Here is a 20,688-nt window from a genome sequence, read left to right on the forward strand (position 1 = left end):
GTGCTGTCATTCCCGCGTAGGCGGGAATGACGATGTTCTAAGGGATGGCTACTTCGGCTTCACAAACTTCAACGTCATGCGATCGCTCTCGCCGATGTCGAGATACTTTTGTTTATCTTGTTCGCCCAGTCTCAAAGTCGGCGGCAGCGTCCACACGCCTTGCGGATAATCTTTGCTGTCTTTGAGATTGGCGTTGATCTCTGATTTGGCTTGCAGTTTGAAGCCTGCATTTTCCGCTAGCTGAATTACGTAAGCCTCAGTGACGTAGCCACTCTTTTTCATTTGTTCGAGTGTGGCGTCTGGTTTGGCACGATGCTCAACAACGCCCAACACGCCACCGGGCTTTAGCGCAGTAAACATCGCTGCAAACATCTCGCGCTCAAAGCCGCCTGTCATCCAGTTGTGAACATTGCGGAAAGTCAGCACGCGATCCGCGCTGCCTGCGGGTGCCATCTGCCAACGATCAGGCGCGCCCAATTCCGTGACCTGCACATGGCCATAGAGCTCTGGGCTATTGGCGAATTTCTTGGCGAAGTCTTGCGCCATGTCTTGGCGCCAGCGCGGACTGTTTTCAGCGCTCACGACAAAACCAGCAGCAATGTATTGGCCACGACCACGCAATAAGGGCGCGAGAATTTCCGTGTACCAACCCGCGCCGGGCCAGATCTCGACCACGGTCATATCCGCATTCACATCGAAGAATTTCAACGTTTGGAGCGGATGCCGATAAACATCGCGCGCGCGAAATTCGGTGCTGCGAGTGGGATTGTCGACGGCCCGTTCAAGTGGCGTCGGCGGCGGTGAGAAGAATTTAATGACGCTGTTGCCGGCGCACGCAGCAGTAAGGCTGGTGGCGAGTAGCGCCAAGATTAATCTGGTTTTCATGCAATTTCCCTGAGTCCTCTATATGACCAAGGGTATCGCTAAACGTTCTGCCGGAGTGCGAATGCACTCCGGCAGATATCTCACAATTACAGCTTAGTGATGGTGACCGCCAGCGCCATGAACGTGACCATGGTCGAGTTCTTCTTGGCTCGCTTCGCGAACTTCGGTGATCTCAACGTCAAAGTTCAGCACTTCGCCAGCGAGGGCGTGGTTGCTGTCGACGGTGACCATGTCGCCGAGCACTTTGGTGACGGTGACGCGAACCGGGCCCTGTGGGCCGTCGGCGGTAAAGCTCATGCCAGGCTTCACATCAGCAACGCCTTGGAAGGCGCGGCGCGGAACCTGCTGAACCAGTGAGTCATCACGCAGACCGTAGCCATCTTGTGGCTGCACGGTTACTTTGAGTTTGTCGCCAGCTTTTTTGCCGGTGAGGGCATTTTCGAGGCCGGGGATGATGTTGCCGCCGCCGTGCAGGTAAGCGAGAGGCTCGGAGCCTGCGGAGCTATCAAGCACTTCTCCCTTCTCATTGGTCAGGGTGTAGTGCATCAGTACGACGCTTTTGTCAGCGATTTGCATGGCAGATTCCATGACCGGGGGACGGTCTTTACGAGCTAAAAGGGCGCGTATGCTAACTCGGAACAGTGGAAACGGGCTAAATCGGCGATCGCAGCGACCTACTCGACCCTACCCAAAATCGCTTTTTTCCTACTCTTTTGAGGGGAATGTATACGCCGGCACAATCGGCTAAACTTTCGGCGCGCCTCAATAACTTGACCTGCGGACTGGTCTTGCTGCCCCGACCTGTCATATCTGTAAACGTCGGTACAGGCGTCTTTTTTTGATCTTTTTTACGAAGTCTGAGGAGCATTTATGGCAGTGAAAATTGCCGTGCTAAAAGAAACTCGCGCTAACGAAAAGCGTGTTGCACTCGTGCCTGCGGTGGCTGAAAAGCTGATCAAGCTGGGCGCTGAAATCAGCATGCAGACGGGCGCTGGCCTAAGCGTGAAACTGGCCGATGCCGCATATAAGAACATTAACTTCGTCGCTAACCCTCAGGGTTTGGTGAGCGAAGCTGACATCGTGTTGTCGGTTCAGCCGCCTACGGCTGACATCGTTAACGCAATGAAAGATGGCTCGGTGCTGCTCTCCTTCGTCTACGCACATAAAGAGCCTGACCTCGTTAAGCTCATGCGCGACAAGAAGATCACCTGCTTTGCGATGGAACTGGTGCCGCGTATTTCGCGTGCACAGGCGATGGACGCACTGTCCTCGCAGGCCGCACTCGCCGGTTACTACGGCGCATTGCTCGGAGCGACCAGCCTCGCACGTATTCTGCCGATGATGACGACGGCTGTTGGCTCGATCCGTCCAGCCAAGGCACTCGTTATGGGTCTCGGCGTTGCTGGTCTGCAGGCTCTGGCCACCGCACGCCGCCTCGGCGCGATGACGGAAGGCTATGACGTTCGTCCGGAAACCAAGGAACAGGCTGAGTCACTCGGCGCCAAGTTCGTGGATACCGGTGTTGATGCTCGCGGTGCAGGTGGTTATGCACGCGAACTGACGGCTGAAGAAAAAGAAAAGATTTCTTCGGTTGTGACCAAGCACATTCAGGCTGCTGACCTCATCATCACCACGGCTGCAATTCCGGGCCGTCCTTCGCCGAAGCTGATCAGCAAGGCGCAGGTTGATGGCATGAAGGCTGGCGCGGTCATCATCGACCTCGCAGCAGAAGGCGGCGGTAACTGCGAATACACGCAGCCGGGCGAAACGATTCAAGTGGGTCAAGTCACGATCGTCGCTCCGCTCAACGTGCCGTCGCTGCTCGGCGAACACGCCAGCGAGCTCTACGCCAAGAACCAGCTCAATCTGCTCGAGCTGATGATCAAGGACAAAGAGTTCAAGCTGGATTGGGAAGACGAAATCATTGCCAAGACTGTGCTGACGCACGCTGGTGACATCAAGAACGAAGCCGCGAAGAAAGCGGTAGAGGGGTGAGCCGGAAATAGATGAGTGTCCAGTGGACACTCATCCCGGCGAACGCCCGGCCATGGATGGCCGGGCCGGGCTCTCAGAATAGGAACAATGTTGCGCCATGGATGGCGTCACTGAAACACATAAATAGTTGAGGTCATAACATTATGCTGACTGGATTCGTAGCGCTGTACATCTTCATGCTCGCCGCCTTCACCGGCTTCGAGATCATTGGTCGCGTGCCTTCGATTTTGCACACGCCGCTCATGTCGGGTTCGAACTTCGTGCACGGTATCGTTGTGGTCGGTGCGCTGTTCGCACTGCTCAACGCAACCAGCATCACGGAGCAGGTGATTGGTTTCCTCGGTGTATTGCTTGGCGCGGGTAACGCGGCTGGCGGTTACGTGGTGACCGAACGCATGCTGCAGATGTTCAAGTCCTCAGACAAGAAAAAGGCCTAAGCGACCATGGACAATCTTTCCACTGCTTCAATTGCATCGCTGATCATTGACGTCAGCTTTTTCTCTGCCGCATTCCTGTTCATCTATGGCTTGAAGCGCATGTCGTCGCCGGTCACGGCGGCTTCAGGTATTCGCGTCGCAGGCTTGGGCATGTTGGTGGCAGTTGTTGCCAGCTTCCTCTACGTATTTAGCGTCAGCGATGCTGCACTGCCTTATCGCACGACCAACGTCATTCTTGCTGCTGTCGCTCTCATCATCGGCTTGGGCTGGGCATGGACCAGTGGTAAGAAAGTCGAAATGACCGCGATGCCGCAGATGGTTGCGCTTTATAACGGCATGGGCGGCGGTGCTGCTGCTGCCATCGGCGCAATCGAACTGTTCCGCACGAGCGGACAGCACACGCTGATTCCGCTGGTGGTCACGGTCGTGGGTTCGCTGATTGGTGCGATCTCGCTGTCGGGCTCGCTGATTGCTTGGGCAAAGTTGGATGGCCGCATCAACGGCGTCTGGCGCGTTAAAGGCCTGCAGCTGATCAACGGCACATTCTTCTTCGCAACACTCGCACTGGGTCTGTACATCGCATTCGTTGAACACGGCCATGCGCCAGTGTGGATGACGGCTGCGTTCTTCATTCTCGCCCTGATCTTCGGCGTGCTGATGACGATGCCAATCGGCGGTGCTGACATGCCGGTTGTGATTTCGCTCTACAACGCTTTCACGGGTCTGGCTGTGGGCTTCGAAGGTTTTGTCCTTCAGAACCCTGCGCTGATGATCGCCGGTATGGTGGTCGGTTCCGCCGGTACGCTGCTGACGCTGCTGATGGCGAAGGCGATGAACCGTTCTGTTGCCAATGTCATCTTCTCCAACTTCGGCGCTGCTGGCGATGAAGAGCAGGGCGAAATGGCGGGCAGCATGAAGCCGGTCGATGCTGGCGACGCTGGCATCAACATGCGTTACGCATCGAAAGTCATCATTGCTCCGGGCTATGGTCTGGCCGTTGCTCAAGCACAGCACAAGCTCTTTGAGTTCGTGAAACTGTTGCAAGACGCAGGCGTCGATGTGAAGTTCGCGATCCACCCGGTTGCGGGTCGTATGCCTGGCCACATGAACGTATTGCTCGCTGAAGCTGGCGTGCCTTACGACATCATCATGGACATGGAAGACATCAACGGCGAATTCAAAGAAGCCGACGTTGCGATCGTCATCGGCGCCAACGACACCGTGAACCCCGCTGCACGCACCAACAAGTCCTCGCCGATTTACGGCATGCCGATTCTCAACGTCGACATGGCGAAGCAGGTTTATGTTGTTAAGCGTGGTCAGGGTAAGGGTTACTCTGGCGTGGAGAACGAACTGTTCTTCAAAGACAACACCAACATGGTTTATGGCGATGCCCAGAAAGTTATGGTGCAGATGATTCAGGCCGTGAAGTCGCTGGATGGCGGTCACTAAGTAAAGTGTTTTTTAAAAAGGCCGCCTTCGGGCGGCCTTTTTTATTATGTACAGGAAGTACGGTATGCAGACGGCGGCATGGTGAGGGCATGGATGCCCGAAGTAGAGCAACGCAGGAGCAGTTGCCGAATGCCGAGGAGTCTGCAAGCTTGTCGGAAATTGCTTACCCGTCGCGAGCTTTACATCACGCTCCACCATCAGAGGGGGTTTCAGTGATGGCAATGCTGGCGTATGGTGTAAGCGCAGTTGGTCAACCAACTGATAACTAAACTCCCGGGAGAAATAACGATGCTTAAGAAAATTCTTGTAGCTGCTGCAATCGTTGCTGCGCCAATGAGCGCATTCGCTGACCAAGACGCCGGTTGCGGCGTTGGTACTCACCTGATGGCTGGCCAGTCTGGCGTCCCTGCCAAACTGCTTGCTAGCTACACCAACGGCATCCTCGGCAACGGCACCTTCGGTATTTCATCCGGTACGCTGGGTTGCAATGGCCGCGATGCAGTAACGGAAGGCAGCAAGTTCACGTTCCTGTCGAGCAACTTTGATCAGTTCTCTTCAGAAGCTGCAGCAGGTTCGGGCGAAGCACTGAGCACGCTGGCCGGCATCTACGGCATCAACAGCGCTGCTGATCGCGTTGCTTTCTACGAACTGATCAAGAGCAACTACACGACGATCTTTGATCGCGCTGACGTCAGCTCCGCCGACGTGATTGCCCGCGTTGATTCACTGATGAGCGCCGACAAGCAGCTTGCACAGTACGTCCGCGCCTAATACGCGTTGTGATGTAATGACGACGGCGGCTGTTCCACAGCCGCCGTTTCTATTTGTGTATCGAATAACGATTACTGATGCGCTCTATCGCTCTTTTATTGATGCTGCTTGTTCTTGTGCCGAGCCTGTCTTGGGCGAACGGCGATCCACAGTATCTTGCTGAGCTACAACAATCCGCTCGCAGCGCAAAGCTTGCAGAAAATCCTTACTGGCATCGCCTGCTGCATTTCCATAAAAATAAACTCTTACCGGGCAGCACCAGCACGATTGATGCGGCCATTTTCTTTAATGCGCCGAATGGCAACACAAATACACAAGCCGAGCTCGACGCTACGCTCGCAAAATTTTTCAGTGACGAACCCATTCTGGAAGAGTTGCCACAGTGTCGTTTCAAGGCACGCTATGAATGGCTGCGCGAACAATTGCATTTCGACGCTGCGCGCTTACCCACGCAGAGTTGTCCGATGCACGACGAGTGGATGGGCAATCTCGACACCGTAGCGATCTCTGCGGTATTTGCCTCGAACGATCTCAACAGTCCGGCAACGATGTATGGCCACTCGTTGCTGCGCCTTGATAAGCGCGGACAAGACGTCGACCAACGTCTGCTCGCTTATGCCGTGAACTACGCTGCGGATATTGCGCAGGGCGAGAACATGCTCACCTACACGGTGCTCGGTTTGTCTGGCGGTTTCGACGGGCAATACTCGGTGTATCGCTATCACGAGAAAGTGCGTCAGTACGCACGCATCAATAATCGTGACCTCTGGGAGTATTCGCTGAAGCTCAATCCAGATGAAGTACGGCATGTGCTGTGGCATCTGTGGGAGATGCGTGGCGTCGGCTCCAACTATTATTTCTTCACCGAAAATTGTTCTTACATGATGTTGGCGCTGCTGCAAACTGCGCGACCCGGTTTGTATCTCACCGAGCAATACGATTTCCCCGGGCTCTACACGATGCCGGTAGATACTTTGCGCACGCTGCGTAATGCAGGCTTAGTCGGCGAGCTCGGCTTTCGCCCATCGCTGGCACGTCGTCTGCAACATCAACTCAAGCAGTTAGCACCAGCACAAGAAGATTGGGTGTTGGATGCCAGTGAGCATCAACTCAACTTTGATGATCCTGCTTACAAACTAGCGAGCCCACGCGATCAAGCGAGAATGTTGGAAGCCGCCAATGATCGTTTGCTGTTCGGGTATTCAGAAAATAACGTGGAGCGCGAACGTGCACTGCCGCAAAGCCACGCATTGCAATCTGCGCGTAGCAAGATCAATGCAAAGCCCGATTTTGATCCGGTGCCTCAGCCTGCCACTTCGCCAGAACTCGGCCACGCAACCTCGCGCTGGAATGTTGCTTGGCGCAACAGCAACGATGCCAATGCCGCAGTGCTGGGTTATCGCGCCGCGTATCACGAACGTCTTGATCCACCCGCAGGCTATCTCGCAGGCGGTGAACTGGAATGTTTTGATTTAAACCTGCTCGTTCGCAACGGCAAGCTCAAGCTGTCCAATTTCACGCTTGTGAATGTTCAAGCCGTCAGCGCTTGGGACCGCGCATTCAAACCAATCTCGTGGCAGGTCTCTGGTGGTCTGCGCCGTTATGGTCTCGACGCTTTACGTGCAGATCCGCAAGGCCGCACCGGCGCTTACGTTGATGCGGGCGTCGGCATTGCCGCTGCGCCTTTTGAGACGGCGTATGTTTACGGCTTTGCATTTGCTGAAGCGGATGCCAATCGCGATCTCAATGAGGATTACGCTGTAGCAGCGGGGCTGCGCGCGGGTTTCTCATGGAGCATCGCTTCGCGCTTCATGCAGCAGATCGAAACCGATTGGGTCGGGCCTGTCGTTGGTAGTAGCAGCAATCGCTTGTCGCTGCGCTTGGGCTCTCAATGGCAGATGGCGCCTAACAATGGGCTACGCCTTTCACTCAATTACGCGCGAGAATCGAATCTCGACGCACATGACATCCAACTGAGCTGGCTCCATTATTTTTAAATGCGCGCAATCCCGTTCCGCCGCCGTTTAACTTTTATCGCCTTGTTACTGTGCAGCCTGTTCGCGGGCTGCACCGGTATTTTTTTGCAGCCTGATCGCATCACTCACTATCCAGAGCGCTCTTTCGGCACGCCGGTCGAAGATCGCTGGATCACCAGCGCCGATGGCACCAAGCTCCACGCGCTGTTCATGCCAACCAGCACAACGCCTAAAGCCACCATTTTGTATTTGCATGGCAATGCCGAAAACCTGACGACACATGCTCATCTGGTGAGCTGGCTGCCGCCGCAGGGCTATCAAGTGCTGGCGCTCGATTACCGTGGTTACGGCACATCGGAAGGCATACAGACAATTGATGATGTGCATCAAGATGCCGAAGCTGCGCTGGCTTGGCTTGTCGCTCAGCCACGCGAAAAAACCGGGCCGATCATCGTTTACGGACAAAGCCTTGGTGGTTCGATCGCCACCTATCTGGTCGCCCGCAGCCTGCTACGAAGCAAAGTCTCGGCTCTGATCATCGACAGTGCCTTTTCAAGCTACCGTCGCATCGCCCGCGAAAAATTGTCCCTGTTCTGGCTGACCTGGCCTTTCCAGTGGCCATTCTCGTTTCTGGTCTCAGACCAGTATGCGGCTGAAGATCAGATCGCCCGGATCAGCCCGATCCCGCTCTTGATCATGCATGGCGATATGGATGGGATCGTCGACGTTAGTCATGCCCAACGCCTGTATGCCGCCGCCCGCGAACCCAAGCAGTTGTGGATCGTCGCCGGGGGTCAGCACATCAACGCCACGTTTCACCCCGATATCCGCCTGCGTTTTCTGGATTTTCTACAGAAAAGCGTCAGCCAGCCAGTAACCCCGCCGACCCCTTAACTCCGCGCCAAACAGCGCTACTATTCAGTCAGACCCTGCAGAGCAAGGATCGCTTGCTGCCCGCCCAATAGGTGCGGGCATGCGCCACATTGACAGTGTGTAACGTCGCGCCAGCCAATGTGAGTATCCTGTGCTGAGCGCAGCATCGGCCAAAATATTATTCAGTCTGTCAGCGAGAGGGGAGCGTAATGAAAAAGGTCGCACTAGGTGCAGCGGTATTTCTGTGGACGGCGTGTAGCGCACATGCAGCAGTCACTGCCGCAGAAGCCGCACGACTCGGCAAGGATCTGACCGACGTCGGCGCAGAACGCGCTGGCAACAAGGCCGGCACCATCCCCGCATATGTTGGTCGTGCCGCATTTGGTGATGCACAAACCAAACTGACGCACGCCAAGCTTGAAGAGCTGCGTGGCCGTTTGGTCAAAGACATCAACCAGATCATCACCGACCCCAAAGCCGTCAACGAAGTGTTGGCGCTGGGTCAATCGATCATGGACAGCGATCCGGGCAAGTTCCAGCAAGTCATGAAGCTGGTCCGCAGCATGCTTTCTTCGGATGCCAGCCTCAAAGCTGATTTCGACAAAGTGCTGGCCACCCGTGGCGGCAAGAGTGTTGATGGCTTGCTGACGCAAGTCGACCAGAAGAAAGTAAAACTCACCGATCTGAGTCCTGACATTGTCGCCGTGCTGAACAGCATGAAAGACAAGCCTAATATGGTGTCGCGCTTGGTTGCCGCGTTTGATATCGGCAAGGCATTGGAATTGGCCGCACTGGCCGATGACAAAACCAAGGGCCGCAGCGGCTCTGATTTGATGATGAGCTACGCACCGGGCTACGTGAAAGATTTTCTCACGTACAAAGTGCCGGGCGCTGATCCTACTTCGTTCATCAAACCGCTTTACGTCATCACCAGCGCCAACATGGCGAAGTACGAAGCGATCTTGAGCGAAGGCCACAAGGCCATGTTCAAGACCTACCCTGATTACAAGATCATCGTTTATCCGACGGTCCGTAACGCTTTCTTCCCAGACGCAATCAACAAAGCCACGATCGCCAACGCAAGCACCGCGTCATTGAATGGCACCGATGATGTCGTCGGCGCCAAGCTCGGCTTCCCGTTCCCAATTCCTAAAGCGGGCGCTGAACCGATTTGGAACCACAAGCTGAAGTTCCGCGGCTCTGCTGTTAAGCGTTACAACAACCAAGCCATCGTTCAGTCTGACGGCACCTATCGCATCTCCAAGCTGATTGAAGATGTGAAGTTCAAATACGCCAACCTCAAAGATCCGGCGTCTCCAGACAAGAGCAAGATTTTTGCTTACTACATGCAGTCCGTGCTCTCGCCACCACGCGTTGCTGGTCAGATCACGCTGGTGCAGGAAACCGCTGGCGGCGCAGGCAACACGCGTATCGCTTACCTCTACAGCCCAGGCCTTGGCCGCGTGAACCGCGCACCAGACGTGGGCTATGACAATCCTTCAATCGGTTCAGACGGCGAACAGTTCAACGATCAGATCGACGTCTTCAACGGCGCGCAGGATCGTTTCGATTGGAAGTTGATCGGCAAGAAAGAAATCCTGATCCCGTACAACTCTTGGGTCATCAACAGCCCAACGTTCAAGTACAAGGACATCATTCGTCCTGGTCACATCAACCAAGATCTCGCACGTTATGAATTGCATCGCGTTTGGGTCGTCGAAGCCACGCTGCGCGCGGGTCAGCGCCATCGCTTCGGCAAGCGCCGCTTCTACATCGACGAAGATTCCTGGTCGATCTCGATTGTCGATTGCTACGACAACCGCGGCCTGCTGTGGAAAGTACAAGAAGCGCATCTGTTGACCGTGCCGTTCATCCCGACCGTCACCGGTATTCCTGAAACGATTTATGACTTGCAGTCGAAGCGTTACTTCGTGACGTCGATGACCAACGAAGACGCGATCTCGGATTTCGAGGTCAACTACACCGACGACTTCTTCTCATCCGACGGCCTCAAGCGTAAGGCACGTTCCAAATGAAGCGCGCAGCTCTGGCGCTAGCCGCAGCAATGCTGGCTGGCAACGCAGCTGCACAAGAGGCTGCACCTCCAGCAGCGCCATCAGTCGGCCCTCGGGCCGCACTGATGGCGCCCAAGGCCGCGCAAGCACGCATGCTCGACATCACCACCGCAGGTTCATCTGCGGTGGCGGTGGGCGAGCAGGGCGTGATTCTTCGCTCGACTGACGGCAAGACGTGGACGCAGTCACCCTCTCCTGTGAACTCCATGCTCACGCGTGTGCGTTTCACCGATGCTAAAAATGGTTGGGTGCTCGGCTACAGCGGCAGCATTCTGCAAACCGTTGATGGCGGCGCAACTTGGAAGCTACGTCACTACAACGCCGAACAACATGCGATGTACGACATCCTGTTTCTGGATGCGCAACATGGTTTTGCTGTTGGCGGCTTCGGCAATGTTCTTGAAACCCGTGACGGCGGTGCAACGTGGGCTGAATCTGCGCCTGCGCTCGCTGACCAGCGTCTGCATCTCAATGCCATTATCAAATTGGCAGACGGCAGCATCCTGATCGCAGGTGAGCACGGCTTGTTAGCGCATTCGACTGATGCAGGCGCAAGCTGGAAAGCCTTGTCATCTCCGTACATCGGCTCCTTCTTTGGCGCAGCTCCACAAGGCGACAAGGGCGCATTGGTTTACGGCATGCGCGGTAATGTTTTTGAAGCTTCAGATATTGCAGCCTGCCCAGCAGAAGACGTCGCCAAGTGGGATCCGGACAAGCAAGTCACCGCCGACTCATCCGAAAAGATCGCAGCATTGGGTTGGAAGAAAATCCAAAACCCTTCGAATGAAAGTCTGTTCGGCGTTATGCAGCTCAAATCTTCGCGCGTGTTCTTTGGAATCAATGGCACCGTGTTGCAGCAACAAAATAATGAAGGCGCGTTGGCTCCAGTGAAAACGTCTGCAGTCGAAACACTGGTACACGCCGTGACCTTTAACAACCGCGTGATCGCGGTGGGCCGTCAAGGCATTCAAGATCTGGGGAGATTGCCATGACCGCGCCGATGCGTGAAACCAACTTCACCCGCACGGTCCTCAAGCTTGTTGAGCCGCCAATTTTCAAATGGCGTGCAGTCACACTGACGGTCTTGTTTCTGCTGACGGCTTTCTTTGCGTGGAACGCTGCACAGCTGCGCCCGAATGCGGGCTGGCTGAAGATGGTGCCGAAAGAGCACCCGTACATGCAGACCTTCATGCAGTACTACAAGGATTTCGGCGGTGCCAACACCGTTCTGATTTCGCTGCATAACAACAAGGGCACGATCTATCAGCCTGAGTTCATGGAGACGCTGCGCAAAGCCTCGGATGACGCCTTCTTTATTCCAGGTGTTGACCGCGCACGTGTAACGTCAATCTTCTCGCCTTCAATTCTCTACGTTGAAGTTGTTGAAGGTGGTTTGTCTGGCGAAAACGTCATTCCTTCAACCTACACGCCATCGCCGGAGATGATGCAGCGCATTAAGCGCAACGTCGCCAAGGCTAGCGTCATTGGTCGATTGGTTTCGCAAGATCAAACCACGGCACTCATTCAACTTGAGTTGCTGGAAAACGATCCAACTGCCGGCACGACTGCTTCACTAAGCGATTCCGCCAAGCCGATGAGCGAACGCATGCGCGAAGCATGGGAACGCGGCGCGCTGGCTGGCGAAGTTGCGCCTGAAAAGCCAACGCTGAGCGATCGCATCAAGGCCGTCAGCACCTTGTCGATGAAAGGCTCCAAACCTGAACCGGGCCTCGACTATGTGAAGGTTGGCGAGAAGCTCGAAGAAATCCGCGCCAAGTACGAATCCAAAGACATCACCGTCAGCATCGTTGGCTTTGCCAAAGTTGTTGATGACATGACCAAGGCTTCGATGGAAGTCGCATCGTTCTTTGTGATCGCGCTGATTCTCACCGGCTTGCTGCTGTGGGCTTACATCGGTTCTTTCCGTCTTGCGATGTTGGTTGTCGCGACGTCGCTGGTCGCTTGTACTTGGGAATTGGGTCTGCTGAATCTGGTCGGTTACGGCCTCGATCCATTCGCGATGCTGGTGCCATTCCTGATCATGTCAGTCTCGGTCAGTCACGGCGTGCAATACGCCAACTCATGGGCGAATGAAGTTGCGACGCGTAACGTCACGCCGTATCAGGCTTCACTCGCAACGTTCCGCTCATTGGCAATTCCCGGCGTTGTTGCACTGCTCACCAACGTTGCGGGCTTCTCGACGATTTATCTGATCAACATTCAGGTGATTCGCGAAATGTCGGTCAACGCAGCCTTCGGTATGGCCGGCGTGATCATCGTCAACAAGGTGCTGTTGCCTGCGCTTCTATCTTACATGCGCTTGCCGAATATTCCGAAGTTCCGTGAAGCACAGGAACTGCGTGAACGCATGGGCGATGCCGTGTTCAAGAAGATGGCGGTGTTGACGCATCGTGGTCCAGCAACGGTTGTACTGGTCATCTGCGCAGCGCTGTCGATCTTTGGAGCTAGCCAGTATCACAAGGTGCAGATCGGTGACACCACCGACGGCGTTCCAGAACTGCGTCCAGATTCACGCTTCAACCAAGATGCTCGCGCCATCGCGCAAAACTTTACGATGGGCGTCGATCATCTCAAGGTTGTTGTCGAATCCTTTGATGACGGTTGCGTTGATTATTCGGTCGCTTCAGAAGTCGATAACTTCAATTGGTATATGAAGAACCAGCCAGGCGTACGTGATGTGTTGTCGCTGTATGACCTCGCCAAGTTCGCACATGCCGGTTTAAGTGAAGGCCGTCTGGACGCTGAAGTATTGCCGCATCAACAGCAAGCACTCGCGCAGATCACCGCGCTGGTGCCAACGACGACCGGCATGCTTAACAACACCTGTTCGGCAATCGCACTGTTTATCTTCACCACCGATCACAAGGCGGAAACGATCACGCATCTGACCGACGCGGTGAAGGCATACAGCGATAAATTCCAAGTTGATAAGCGCATCAAATTCCGCCTCGCATCCGGCAACATCGGCGTGATGGCAGCAACCAACGAGGAAGTTCGTCGTAACGAACTGCCGGTGGTTGCTTGGGTTTATGCGGTCATCATCCTGTTCCTGTGGCTCTCGTTCCGCACCGTCTCCGGCGTGCTCTGCGTAATTCTGCCTTTGGGCATGGTGACGCTGTTGGGCTATGCACTGATGGTTGCGATGGGCATTGGCCAGAAGGTGGCGACGCTACCGGTCTTGGCATTCGCCTGCGGTGTCGGTGTCGACTACGGCATTTACAGTTACTCCGTGATTGCGGCGGGCCTACGTAATGGCATGTCACTTGAAGAAGCGTATTACCAAAAGATGCGCTCAACGGGTAAAGCCACGCTATTCACCGGTCTGGGTCTCGCAACCGGTGTGGCGCTGTGGATCTTCTCTGATCTTCAGTTCCAGAAAGACATGGGCATCTTGTTGGTCTTCGGTTTCACCACCAACATGATTGGCGCCATCGTTGTACTGCCAGCACTTGCGCACTTCCTGTCGAAGGAAGAGCTCAAGCATGCAGGTAAAGATCTCACCGCTGGCGCAAATGATGCGCTCAGCGAAGATCACAAGTAGTACGCGTCAAATCATGCAAAAAGATTTGCGTGAGACTTTGGGTACAGAGCGCCGCCTGGATTTCCTGGCGGCGCTTCCTGAATCTGCCCAAGCCAAATTAAGTGAAGACATCCATGCTTCACGCAAACGTCAGCGCCAGTCGCTGGATGATGCGATCGAAAACGGCATGCGGATGGTTCCGATGTTGTTGCGCGGTCCGCTAAAGAAAATTCTTTTCTAATGAGTCAACTCGAAGTTTTAGCCGAGACGGTCAAACTTGCCCGTCTACTTGGTACAACGCCTGAAGCACTCGACTATCTGAAGCCACTCGATGCTGCGCAATTGCGCGAGCTGCGCGAACGACTCAGCGAAGCCGAGTTCGCACGCACGCGGCCGATGTTTCAAAAACTGACTCAGGCTAGTCGTTTATTACCGAACGCCTTGGTCGCCATGATGGGCGAGAAAGTATTTGGTGCTGTGCTTTGCGCACGTATCGCAGGCTTGATGCCAGCCGATCGCGCGATCGACCTTTCGCTAAAAATGTCTGATGCGTTTCTGGCCGACGTCGCTGTTGAGCTTGATCCACAAAGCGCACGCGATGTGATCGCTGCAATGCCATCAAAACGCGTTGTCGCTGTTGCATTGATTTTGGTTGCGCGCGGCGACTACATCACGATGGGTCGATTCGTTGGTTACTTATCCGAGCCAGTGATTGATGCGGCGATGAAAGCAGTCACCAGCGATGAAGCTTTGCTACGCACGGCGTTCTTCGTCGAGTCGAAGGAAAAGCTCAATTCACTGATTGGTCTGCTGCCCGAATCACGTCTGCGTTCCAGCATCCTGCTGGCTGCGGATGATCACTCCGGCTTGTGGACTGAAGCATTGGCCTTGATGGACCACGCCGATGACAAGTGGAAGCGCAAGATTGGTGATCTTGCTGCGGATCAGGACGAAGCGGTACTCAACAGCATGATGCAAGCAGCGCAGCGTCTACAGGTTTGGGATTCGGTGTTGCCGATTGTGGGCTGCATGAGCGTCAAGAGTCAGCGCAAAGTTGCTGCCTTGCCGGGCCTTGCCGATCCAGAAGTGCTGAACGGCATTATTCATGCGGCCGAACATCACTCGCTGTGGAGTGATCTGCTGCCGCTCGTGGGTTACATGCACGAGAAAACGCGTCGCGTTGCCGCGCAAGTTGTTGAGCACTTGCCGCGTGAAGTGCTGCTGAATCTTTTGAGCACTGCTAATAGCAAGAAGCTGTGGCCTGATCTGGTTTCTATTCTCAAGCTGATGGATGAAGCCGAACAACGCACGGTGGTTCGTCTCATCGGCGAACAAGACGAAGCCGTCTTGAAAGAACTGATGCTCGCGATGGATCGCGCCGGGCTGTGGGGTGAAGTATTGCCACTCGTTCGTATGATGGATGCGCCTGCACGCAAAACCGCAGCGCTGCTGGTGCCGCATTTTCCAGAAGAAGTTTTGCTGCGCTTGATTGAGACCATCGACCAACTCAATCTTTGGCCAGATCTATTCGCACTTTCCAGCGATATGGGCGACGCCGAGCTGCAGACGATTGCTGATCTGATTGCGCAACAAGATGCTGCACTGCTGGATCGCCTGATTCAGGGTGTCGATCAGTACGACCTTTGGCCGCAGTTGTTACCGATTGCGGCGCGCATGAATAAGGACGTACTGCTTAAATTCCGGACAGCCTTATTACCGCTGAGCAATCGTATTGCTTCGATTCAAGCTCAAGCAGAAAAGCTCGGACTTATGAAATCTTTAGGACCACTGTTCGCCGATTCGTAGGGTGCGCTGTGCGCACCCTACGATCTATTCTCGAAATAGTAGGGCGGGTTAGGCCGCAGTCCGTAACCCGCCAATTTTGATCGAGCGTCATGGTGGGTTACGCTGCGCTAACCCACCCTACGTTTGAACAATGGGCTTATGCGCTCCTATCGCTATTACGATTTCATCGTTGCCGGCATGGTCACGGTTCTGCTGTGCTCGAACCTGATTGGGCCTGCAAAAGTCGCGGTGTTGGACTTGCCTTTTTTAGGCCCATTTAACTTTGGCGCGGGCAATATCTTTTTCCCGCTCGGCTATATCTTTGGTGACATCCTCACTGAAGTTTATGGCTATTCGCGCGCGCGTCGCGCCATTTGGTCTGGATTTGCTGCGCTGATTTTTGCCAGCTTCATGTCCTGGGCCATGATTGCATTGCCTGCCAGCCCAACCGAACCTTTTAACGCCGCACTACAGCCTGCACTTGAAACTGCTTTTGGCAGCACCCTGCGTATTGTCTTGGCAGCCTTAGTCGCTTATTGGCTCGGCGACTTTGTGAACTCGTATGTGATGGCCAAACTCAAAGTGCTCACACAAGGTCGTTACCTGTGGTCACGCACCATTGGCTCGACAATTTGCGGGCAGGCTGTCGACTCCATCGTATTTTATCCAATCGCGTTTTACGGCATCTGGACCAACGACACCATGCTAATGGTGGTGTTCGCCAACTTTGCATTTAAGGTGACGATTGAAGTGTTGTTCACACCCATCACCTATGCGGTGGTGAACTACCTTAAGCGCAAAGAAGGCGTGGACACCTACGACGTTGACACTAATTTCTCGCCCTTCTCTTTACGTGGCGATGAAGGTGTACAAAAAGAATTTCAGCGCTAGACACGATTATTCTTCGCGCACAAAAAAGGCCGCAGCAAATGCTGCGGCCTTTTTTTATCGCTACGTCTTAGTTCAAACGATAGATCGAGCCCTGACCGCTACCCAGACTGGTGCCGTACAGCGCACCGTTGCTGGCTTTGACCAGTGCGCCATAAGGCGTTGCGCTATCGGTTGGGTTAGCGCCGAAGGTGTGAACCGTCGACAGCGAACCGCTCGGTGAAACTTTAAACGCGGTGCCGAGGTTGTTCGCGCCGCCACCTGAAGTGGTGCCGTAGAAACCGTCGCCAACTTTCACCAAGCTTGCGCGTGGGTTGCTACCGTCTGCTGCGCCAGTGAACGAATACAGCGTGGTGAAGTTGCCAGCAGGCGTGATCTTGAACAGCGTGCCGAAGTTCTTAGCGCCGCCGTGTGAAGTCGCACCATACAGATTGCCGTCGCCGCCCTGAACCAGACCGGCATAAGGCAGCGCGCCATCAACATTCTTGTCAGCTGCAAGCTCAGTGAAGGAATAGATAACGCTGAATGCACCAGCAGGCGTGATCTTGAACACGGTGCCTTTGCCATTAGCGCCGCCCAATGGCGTGGTGCCGTAGAAGTTGTCGTCGTTCGCTTGCGTCAGACCAGCATAAGGACCGGCTGCATCGGTTTCATTTACGCCGAAGGAATACAGCGTGGTGACGATGCCGCTAGTCGTGATCTTGTAGATCGTGCCGCCACCATTGGCGCCGCCCGACTGCGTGGTGCCGTACAAGCTACCGTCTTTGCCTTCTACCAGGTTTGCACTCGGCTCTGCACCATCGGTGCCCGCGCCGAAAGCGTGGATCGTGGTCAGCACGCCTGCTGGCGTGATCTGGAATACGGTGCCTTTTCCGTTTGCGCCATTTTCAGAATTGGTGCCGTAGAAATTGCCGTCGCGAGCTTGCACCAGCGATGCATAAGGCGCGCCGCCATCGGTTTCTTTGCTGCCGAAAGAGTAGAGCGTCGTTGGCTTGCCGCCTGGAGCAACCTTGTAAACCGTGCCTGCGTTATTCGCGCCGCCGGAGAAAGTGGTGCCATAGAGATTGCCATCCTTGCCTTGGACCAAGCCGGCGTAGGGGAAGCTGCCATCGCTATTTGCAGGGTTCAAGGTGTACTGCGTCGCGGCTCCATCTGGCGAGCTGCTTCTGCTGCACGCTGCAAAGTTTGAAGTGAGCGCGACAACCGCTGCACCCAGCAGCAGTCGTGAGTAAGGAAATGCTGCGCGCCCGTTGTGGTTCTGGGTAATCATCGTGTTAATCCCTTTTACTGGTATGCCGTGAACAATTTTTTTGATCTGGGGTCCGCTTGTTCGCACGCGGGCCTCAGTGGTACTGCGAAAGTAAGGCGCCGCCTGCAACAACTAGGCGATCACCCGTTTTAAATTTGTTGCGTGCTGCTTCTGCTGATGCGGGCAACTTCGCTGCATCGCAGGTTGCAATCTGTCGCTGTGCAAAACGCTCAGCTTCAACATGCAACCAAACACTGGCGACACTGGCCTGACTGATGACGCAGGCTTTAGCGAGTTGGTTTGCGGCGGCATCTGCTGTGACTTCAAGTTCAACATTCACCGGCATGCCGGGAAGTAGATTCGTATCGTTGGCTGCGACATCGAACAGCAATTTCCACCCCGGTTGTCCGACCAGCGCTTCCTGTCCACGCAAACGCAGCGGAATCTGTCCTTGTCCTTCACTGACTAACTTGGCCGATTGCAGCTTCGCTAACAGGCGCGGATCAAAGGTGTAAGCGACAACGCGTAGTTGCGTTGGATTCGCGACTTCAAATACAGACTGACCTGCAACCACCATCTCGCCACTGCGCTGCTTGTTTCTAATCAGCACGCCAGAAACCGCAGCGCGCAAGGGCAGTCGGTCATGCAAACTCGCCACCATAAAATCTCTTTGCTGCTTTGCTGATTCCAATTCGGCAACCGCTTGCTCGTAATACACATTGCCGGTGCTATCGCCATCGCCTGCAGCATTCTGTAATCGCAGGCGCTCGACATTGATCTCGGCAATCGTCAAACGTTGTTCGAACTCAGCACTCTTGGTGCTACGCGCAGCGGCATCACGCAGACTGATCTGCGGTTCCAGATACGCCAACACTTGTCCCGCTTTGACGACTGCGCCAGGCAATGGCCAGCCTTCTTCTGTCGCTTCCAAAACACCGGCTTGTGGTGCGGATGTCACTGAGCGTGCTTCAGGACGTGTAGCAATCTCACCCTGCAATTTGATGGATGTGCTGGTGTTGTTAGCGACGAACGCTTCGGTTCGAATTCCCAACAAACGCTGCACGGCTTTGGAGATATACAAATCACCATTAGCTAAACGCTGTGGCTTATCCGCAGCAGTCGTTGCTGATTGCGTCGTCGCGACAGCTTCTTCATGCACTTCGCCTTCGTGCGCGCTGGTCTGAGCACTCCACAAAGTTGCGCCACAGCACAGTAGAAATATTTGCGCGCGTGTCATCGGCCGACTCCAGCCGCGACTTGCACCGGTTCGCCCGGCATCAGCTGAGATGCTGACTCGCCAATCGCAAAGAACGCGCGGTTCAATCGCAATTCTGGATCGTAGGTTTCGCTGATGAATTTCAGCGCGATCTGTTGATTGTCGGATGTCAGCGCTTGCTTCAACTGCGAGCTGTCGATTGTGCGGTCGGAATAGTCCACCGTCACCGCCAATCCGCCCTGCATATTCACTTCAAAAATTTCTTGTCCTGCAACAACGACTTCTCCTGCTCGCGCAAGGCTATGCACAACAACACCAGCACGCGGCGCGATGATGGAGATTTCACCGTGTAGTGCGCGCTTCAACTGCGCTTCGCGTACCTGCGAACTTTTGTGATCGGCAAGCAGTTTGAGTGTTGGCGTCGGCAGCTTGATATCGAAAGGCTGCGTGCCATCCAACTTGTAACGTTCAACTTGCAAGCGACTGAGCAAAGCATCGCGATGCGCGCCCGCATAATCGACACTCAGATCGCGCCGCTCGGTCTGCGGAAATGTTGGACGCAAGCGCGCCAAGATTTGTCCCGCAGCAATCTTTTGTCCCGGCAATGCAAAACCACCGGGCGGCGCTTCAAGCACGCCATCCTGCCCAGCAACAATGCGTAAATCTCTTCGTGCATCGACAACCACCGTGCCAGGCAGCGTGACGCTGCGTGGCGCGGAAACTACGGAAACTACTGGCGTCTGCTGCACCGTCGCCACCGCAACGCCCTGCGACTCGTGAGCCTGTACAGGCCACAAGTAGCTAAGCCCGATCACGCCGCTGATAGCGGCGATCGTGATCGGATTTTTGGCGAGCGACAGAGACATGGAAGGCTCAGTGCACCGAAGTCTGGTTTTGAGTCTTGTTTGGCGTCGGTGCGACTGATGGATCCAGCAGCGTAACGATACGACCCTGACCACGAAGCTTTGCAATACGCAGTGGTGAGTAACCAGCCGTCGACTCGATGCTCTTGTCTGCACCGTTGCTCAACAGAAACTTAACCAGCTCTTCGTGACCGGCAGCGCTCGCAAGAAACAGTGCGGTAACACCACGATCATTGCGACCATTGATATCCGCGCCGCTCTTCAGCAGTTCCGTCAGCAGTTCATCGCTAGCGCCAAAGTAAGCGCCATAAATGATTGGCGTCCAACCCGAGCCATCGGCCAGATTAGGATTCGCTTTGTGGCTGAGCAGAAGCTTTACACCAGCCAAAGAGTTTTGGCTGACTGCAGCGATCAACGCGGTTTGACCCAAGGAATCAATCTGATCAACGTTCGCACCGGCAGCGATGTTTTTCTCGACTTCGTCCAACTCGCCACTGCGGGCGTGATTAACAAAGAAGGCCGCGCGATCTTCTGGCGTCAAACCACTGATCGTGATCGTTGCAGGCGTCGTCGCTTCAGCCGTTGGCTTGATTGCGCTCTGTGCGCAACCTGCTAGCGCGAGCACCGAGAAACTCAGTGCAACAGAACGCAGACGCAGCTTGGATTGAACAGATGCTTTCAT

The 20,688-nt window shown here is 54.9% G+C and carries 18 protein-coding genes; 12 read left to right on the plus strand and 6 right to left on the minus strand.

The window, feature by feature from the left end; genetic code table 11:
- Positions 1-48: 48 nt before the first annotated feature.
- Positions 49-885 (minus strand): class I SAM-dependent methyltransferase, encoded by an 837-nt coding sequence (locus CJD38_RS08325; protein WP_107939880.1) that lies wholly within the window; start codon positions 883-885, stop codon positions 49-51.
- A 93-nt stretch (positions 886-978) separates the two neighbouring features.
- The gene (locus CJD38_RS08330) at positions 979-1,461 is read right to left on the minus strand and encodes an FKBP-type peptidyl-prolyl cis-trans isomerase (protein WP_107940336.1); all 483 of its coding nucleotides are present in this window, start codon (positions 1,459-1,461) and stop codon (positions 979-981) included.
- A 294-nt stretch (positions 1,462-1,755) separates the two neighbouring features.
- On the opposite strand from CJD38_RS08330, the gene CJD38_RS08335 reads away from it, so the two are divergent.
- The 12 genes from CJD38_RS08335 (at position 1,756) to CJD38_RS08395 (ending at position 16,681) form a co-directional block, all read left to right on the plus strand.
- Positions 1,756-2,880: an NAD(P) transhydrogenase subunit alpha gene (locus tag CJD38_RS08335; RefSeq protein ID WP_107939881.1), complete on the plus strand. Its 1,125-nt coding sequence runs from the start codon at positions 1,756-1,758 to the stop codon at positions 2,878-2,880.
- Positions 2,881-3,023: 143 nt separating this feature from the next.
- Positions 3,024-3,317: an NAD(P) transhydrogenase subunit alpha part 2 gene (locus CJD38_RS08340; protein WP_107939882.1), complete on the plus strand. Its 294-nt coding sequence runs from the start codon at positions 3,024-3,026 to the stop codon at positions 3,315-3,317.
- 6 nt (positions 3,318-3,323) lie between these two features.
- Complete coding sequence (locus CJD38_RS08345) at positions 3,324-4,769, plus strand: NAD(P)(+) transhydrogenase (Re/Si-specific) subunit beta (RefSeq protein ID WP_107939883.1); 1,446 nt, start codon at positions 3,324-3,326, stop codon at positions 4,767-4,769.
- Positions 4,770-5,057: 288 nt separating this feature from the next.
- Entirely contained in the window at positions 5,058-5,540 is a 483-nt protein-coding gene (locus CJD38_RS08350) for a DUF3015 family protein (RefSeq protein ID WP_107939884.1), read from the plus strand.
- Positions 5,541-5,617: 77 nt separating this feature from the next.
- The gene (locus CJD38_RS08355) at positions 5,618-7,537 is read left to right on the plus strand and encodes an Lnb N-terminal periplasmic domain-containing protein (protein ID WP_107939885.1); all 1,920 of its coding nucleotides are present in this window, start codon (positions 5,618-5,620) and stop codon (positions 7,535-7,537) included.
- On the plus strand, positions 7,538-8,410 hold the full coding sequence (locus CJD38_RS08360; RefSeq protein WP_107939886.1) for an alpha/beta hydrolase: 873 nt from the start codon (positions 7,538-7,540) through the stop codon (positions 8,408-8,410). It begins immediately after the preceding gene.
- Between the two features lie 188 nt (positions 8,411-8,598).
- Positions 8,599-10,425, plus strand: coding sequence for a DUF1329 domain-containing protein (locus CJD38_RS08370; protein WP_240783570.1), 1,827 nt, complete (start codon positions 8,599-8,601; stop codon positions 10,423-10,425).
- Positions 10,422-11,456, plus strand: a complete 1,035-nt coding sequence (locus CJD38_RS08375; protein WP_107939887.1) for a WD40/YVTN/BNR-like repeat-containing protein — start codon at positions 10,422-10,424, stop codon at positions 11,454-11,456. The genes CJD38_RS08370 and CJD38_RS08375 overlap by 4 nt, the downstream gene beginning before the upstream one ends.
- Entirely contained in the window at positions 11,453-14,026 is a 2,574-nt protein-coding gene (locus CJD38_RS08380) for an efflux RND transporter permease subunit (RefSeq protein ID WP_107939888.1), read from the plus strand. Before CJD38_RS08375 ends, CJD38_RS08380 begins: the two co-directional genes overlap by 4 nt.
- Positions 14,027-14,039: 13 nt before the next feature.
- A complete protein-coding gene (locus tag CJD38_RS08385) occupies positions 14,040-14,246 on the plus strand; it encodes a hypothetical protein (RefSeq protein WP_107939889.1) in 207 nt (68 codons plus the stop codon).
- Positions 14,246-15,811 (plus strand): hypothetical protein, encoded by a 1,566-nt coding sequence (locus tag CJD38_RS08390; RefSeq protein WP_107939890.1) that lies wholly within the window; start codon positions 14,246-14,248, stop codon positions 15,809-15,811. Before CJD38_RS08385 ends, CJD38_RS08390 begins: the two co-directional genes overlap by 1 nt.
- 138 nt (positions 15,812-15,949) lie before the next feature.
- Positions 15,950-16,681: a queuosine precursor transporter gene (locus tag CJD38_RS08395; protein ID WP_107939891.1), complete on the plus strand. Its 732-nt coding sequence runs from the start codon at positions 15,950-15,952 to the stop codon at positions 16,679-16,681.
- A gap of 67 nt (positions 16,682-16,748) precedes the next feature.
- Here CJD38_RS08395 and CJD38_RS08400 read toward each other — a convergent pair whose 3' ends face one another.
- From CJD38_RS08400 to CJD38_RS08415, 4 genes are all read right to left on the minus strand, one after another.
- Positions 16,749-17,948, minus strand: a complete 1,200-nt coding sequence (locus tag CJD38_RS08400) for a choice-of-anchor tandem repeat GloVer-containing protein (protein ID WP_107939892.1) — start codon at positions 17,946-17,948, stop codon at positions 16,749-16,751.
- Positions 17,949-18,021: 73 nt separating this feature from the next.
- Positions 18,022-19,164 carry an efflux RND transporter periplasmic adaptor subunit gene (locus CJD38_RS08405; RefSeq protein ID WP_107939893.1) on the minus strand — a complete coding sequence of 381 codons (1,143 nt, stop codon included), beginning with the start codon at positions 19,162-19,164 and terminating at the stop codon, positions 18,022-18,024.
- On the minus strand, positions 19,161-20,009 hold the full coding sequence (locus tag CJD38_RS08410) for an efflux RND transporter periplasmic adaptor subunit (RefSeq protein WP_107939894.1): 849 nt from the start codon (positions 20,007-20,009) through the stop codon (positions 19,161-19,163). The genes CJD38_RS08405 and CJD38_RS08410 overlap by 4 nt, the downstream gene beginning before the upstream one ends.
- Before the next feature lie 7 nt (positions 20,010-20,016).
- Positions 20,017-20,688, minus strand: a complete 672-nt coding sequence (locus CJD38_RS08415; protein WP_107939895.1) for an ankyrin repeat domain-containing protein — start codon at positions 20,686-20,688, stop codon at positions 20,017-20,019.

The organism is Stenotrophobium rhamnosiphilum, assembly GCF_003052265.1.
GTDB lineage: Bacteria > Pseudomonadota > Gammaproteobacteria > Nevskiales > Nevskiaceae > Stenotrophobium > Stenotrophobium rhamnosiphilum.

What these genes read in the sequence shown, in the direction of transcription:
- CJD38_RS08325 (WP_107939880.1), bottom strand. Translation starts at nt 885, where the DNA reads ATGAAAACCAGATTAATCTTGGCGCTACTCGCCACCAGCCTTACTGCT.
- CJD38_RS08330 (WP_107940336.1), bottom strand. Translation starts at nt 1,461, where the DNA reads ATGCAAATCGCTGACAAAAGCGTCGTACTGATGCACTACACCCTGACC.
- CJD38_RS08335 (WP_107939881.1), top strand. Translation starts at nt 1,756, where the DNA reads ATGGCAGTGAAAATTGCCGTGCTAAAAGAAACTCGCGCTAACGAAAAG.
- CJD38_RS08340 (WP_107939882.1), top strand. Translation starts at nt 3,024, where the DNA reads ATGCTGACTGGATTCGTAGCGCTGTACATCTTCATGCTCGCCGCCTTC.
- CJD38_RS08345 (WP_107939883.1), top strand. Translation starts at nt 3,324, where the DNA reads ATGGACAATCTTTCCACTGCTTCAATTGCATCGCTGATCATTGACGTC.
- CJD38_RS08350 (WP_107939884.1), top strand. Translation starts at nt 5,058, where the DNA reads ATGCTTAAGAAAATTCTTGTAGCTGCTGCAATCGTTGCTGCGCCAATG.
- CJD38_RS08355 (WP_107939885.1), top strand. Translation starts at nt 5,618, where the DNA reads ATGCGCTCTATCGCTCTTTTATTGATGCTGCTTGTTCTTGTGCCGAGC.
- CJD38_RS08360 (WP_107939886.1), top strand. Translation starts at nt 7,538, where the DNA reads ATGCGCGCAATCCCGTTCCGCCGCCGTTTAACTTTTATCGCCTTGTTA.
- CJD38_RS08370 (WP_240783570.1), top strand. Translation starts at nt 8,599, where the DNA reads ATGAAAAAGGTCGCACTAGGTGCAGCGGTATTTCTGTGGACGGCGTGT.
- CJD38_RS08375 (WP_107939887.1), top strand. Translation starts at nt 10,422, where the DNA reads ATGAAGCGCGCAGCTCTGGCGCTAGCCGCAGCAATGCTGGCTGGCAAC.
- CJD38_RS08380 (WP_107939888.1), top strand. Translation starts at nt 11,453, where the DNA reads ATGACCGCGCCGATGCGTGAAACCAACTTCACCCGCACGGTCCTCAAG.
- CJD38_RS08385 (WP_107939889.1), top strand. Translation starts at nt 14,040, where the DNA reads ATGCAAAAAGATTTGCGTGAGACTTTGGGTACAGAGCGCCGCCTGGAT.
- CJD38_RS08390 (WP_107939890.1), top strand. Translation starts at nt 14,246, where the DNA reads ATGAGTCAACTCGAAGTTTTAGCCGAGACGGTCAAACTTGCCCGTCTA.
- CJD38_RS08395 (WP_107939891.1), top strand. Translation starts at nt 15,950, where the DNA reads ATGCGCTCCTATCGCTATTACGATTTCATCGTTGCCGGCATGGTCACG.
- CJD38_RS08400 (WP_107939892.1), bottom strand. Translation starts at nt 17,948, where the DNA reads ATGATTACCCAGAACCACAACGGGCGCGCAGCATTTCCTTACTCACGA.
- CJD38_RS08405 (WP_107939893.1), bottom strand. Translation starts at nt 19,164, where the DNA reads ATGACACGCGCGCAAATATTTCTACTGTGCTGTGGCGCAACTTTGTGG.
- CJD38_RS08410 (WP_107939894.1), bottom strand. Translation starts at nt 20,009, where the DNA reads ATGTCTCTGTCGCTCGCCAAAAATCCGATCACGATCGCCGCTATCAGC.
- CJD38_RS08415 (WP_107939895.1), bottom strand. Translation starts at nt 20,688, where the DNA reads ATGAAAGCATCTGTTCAATCCAAGCTGCGTCTGCGTTCTGTTGCACTG.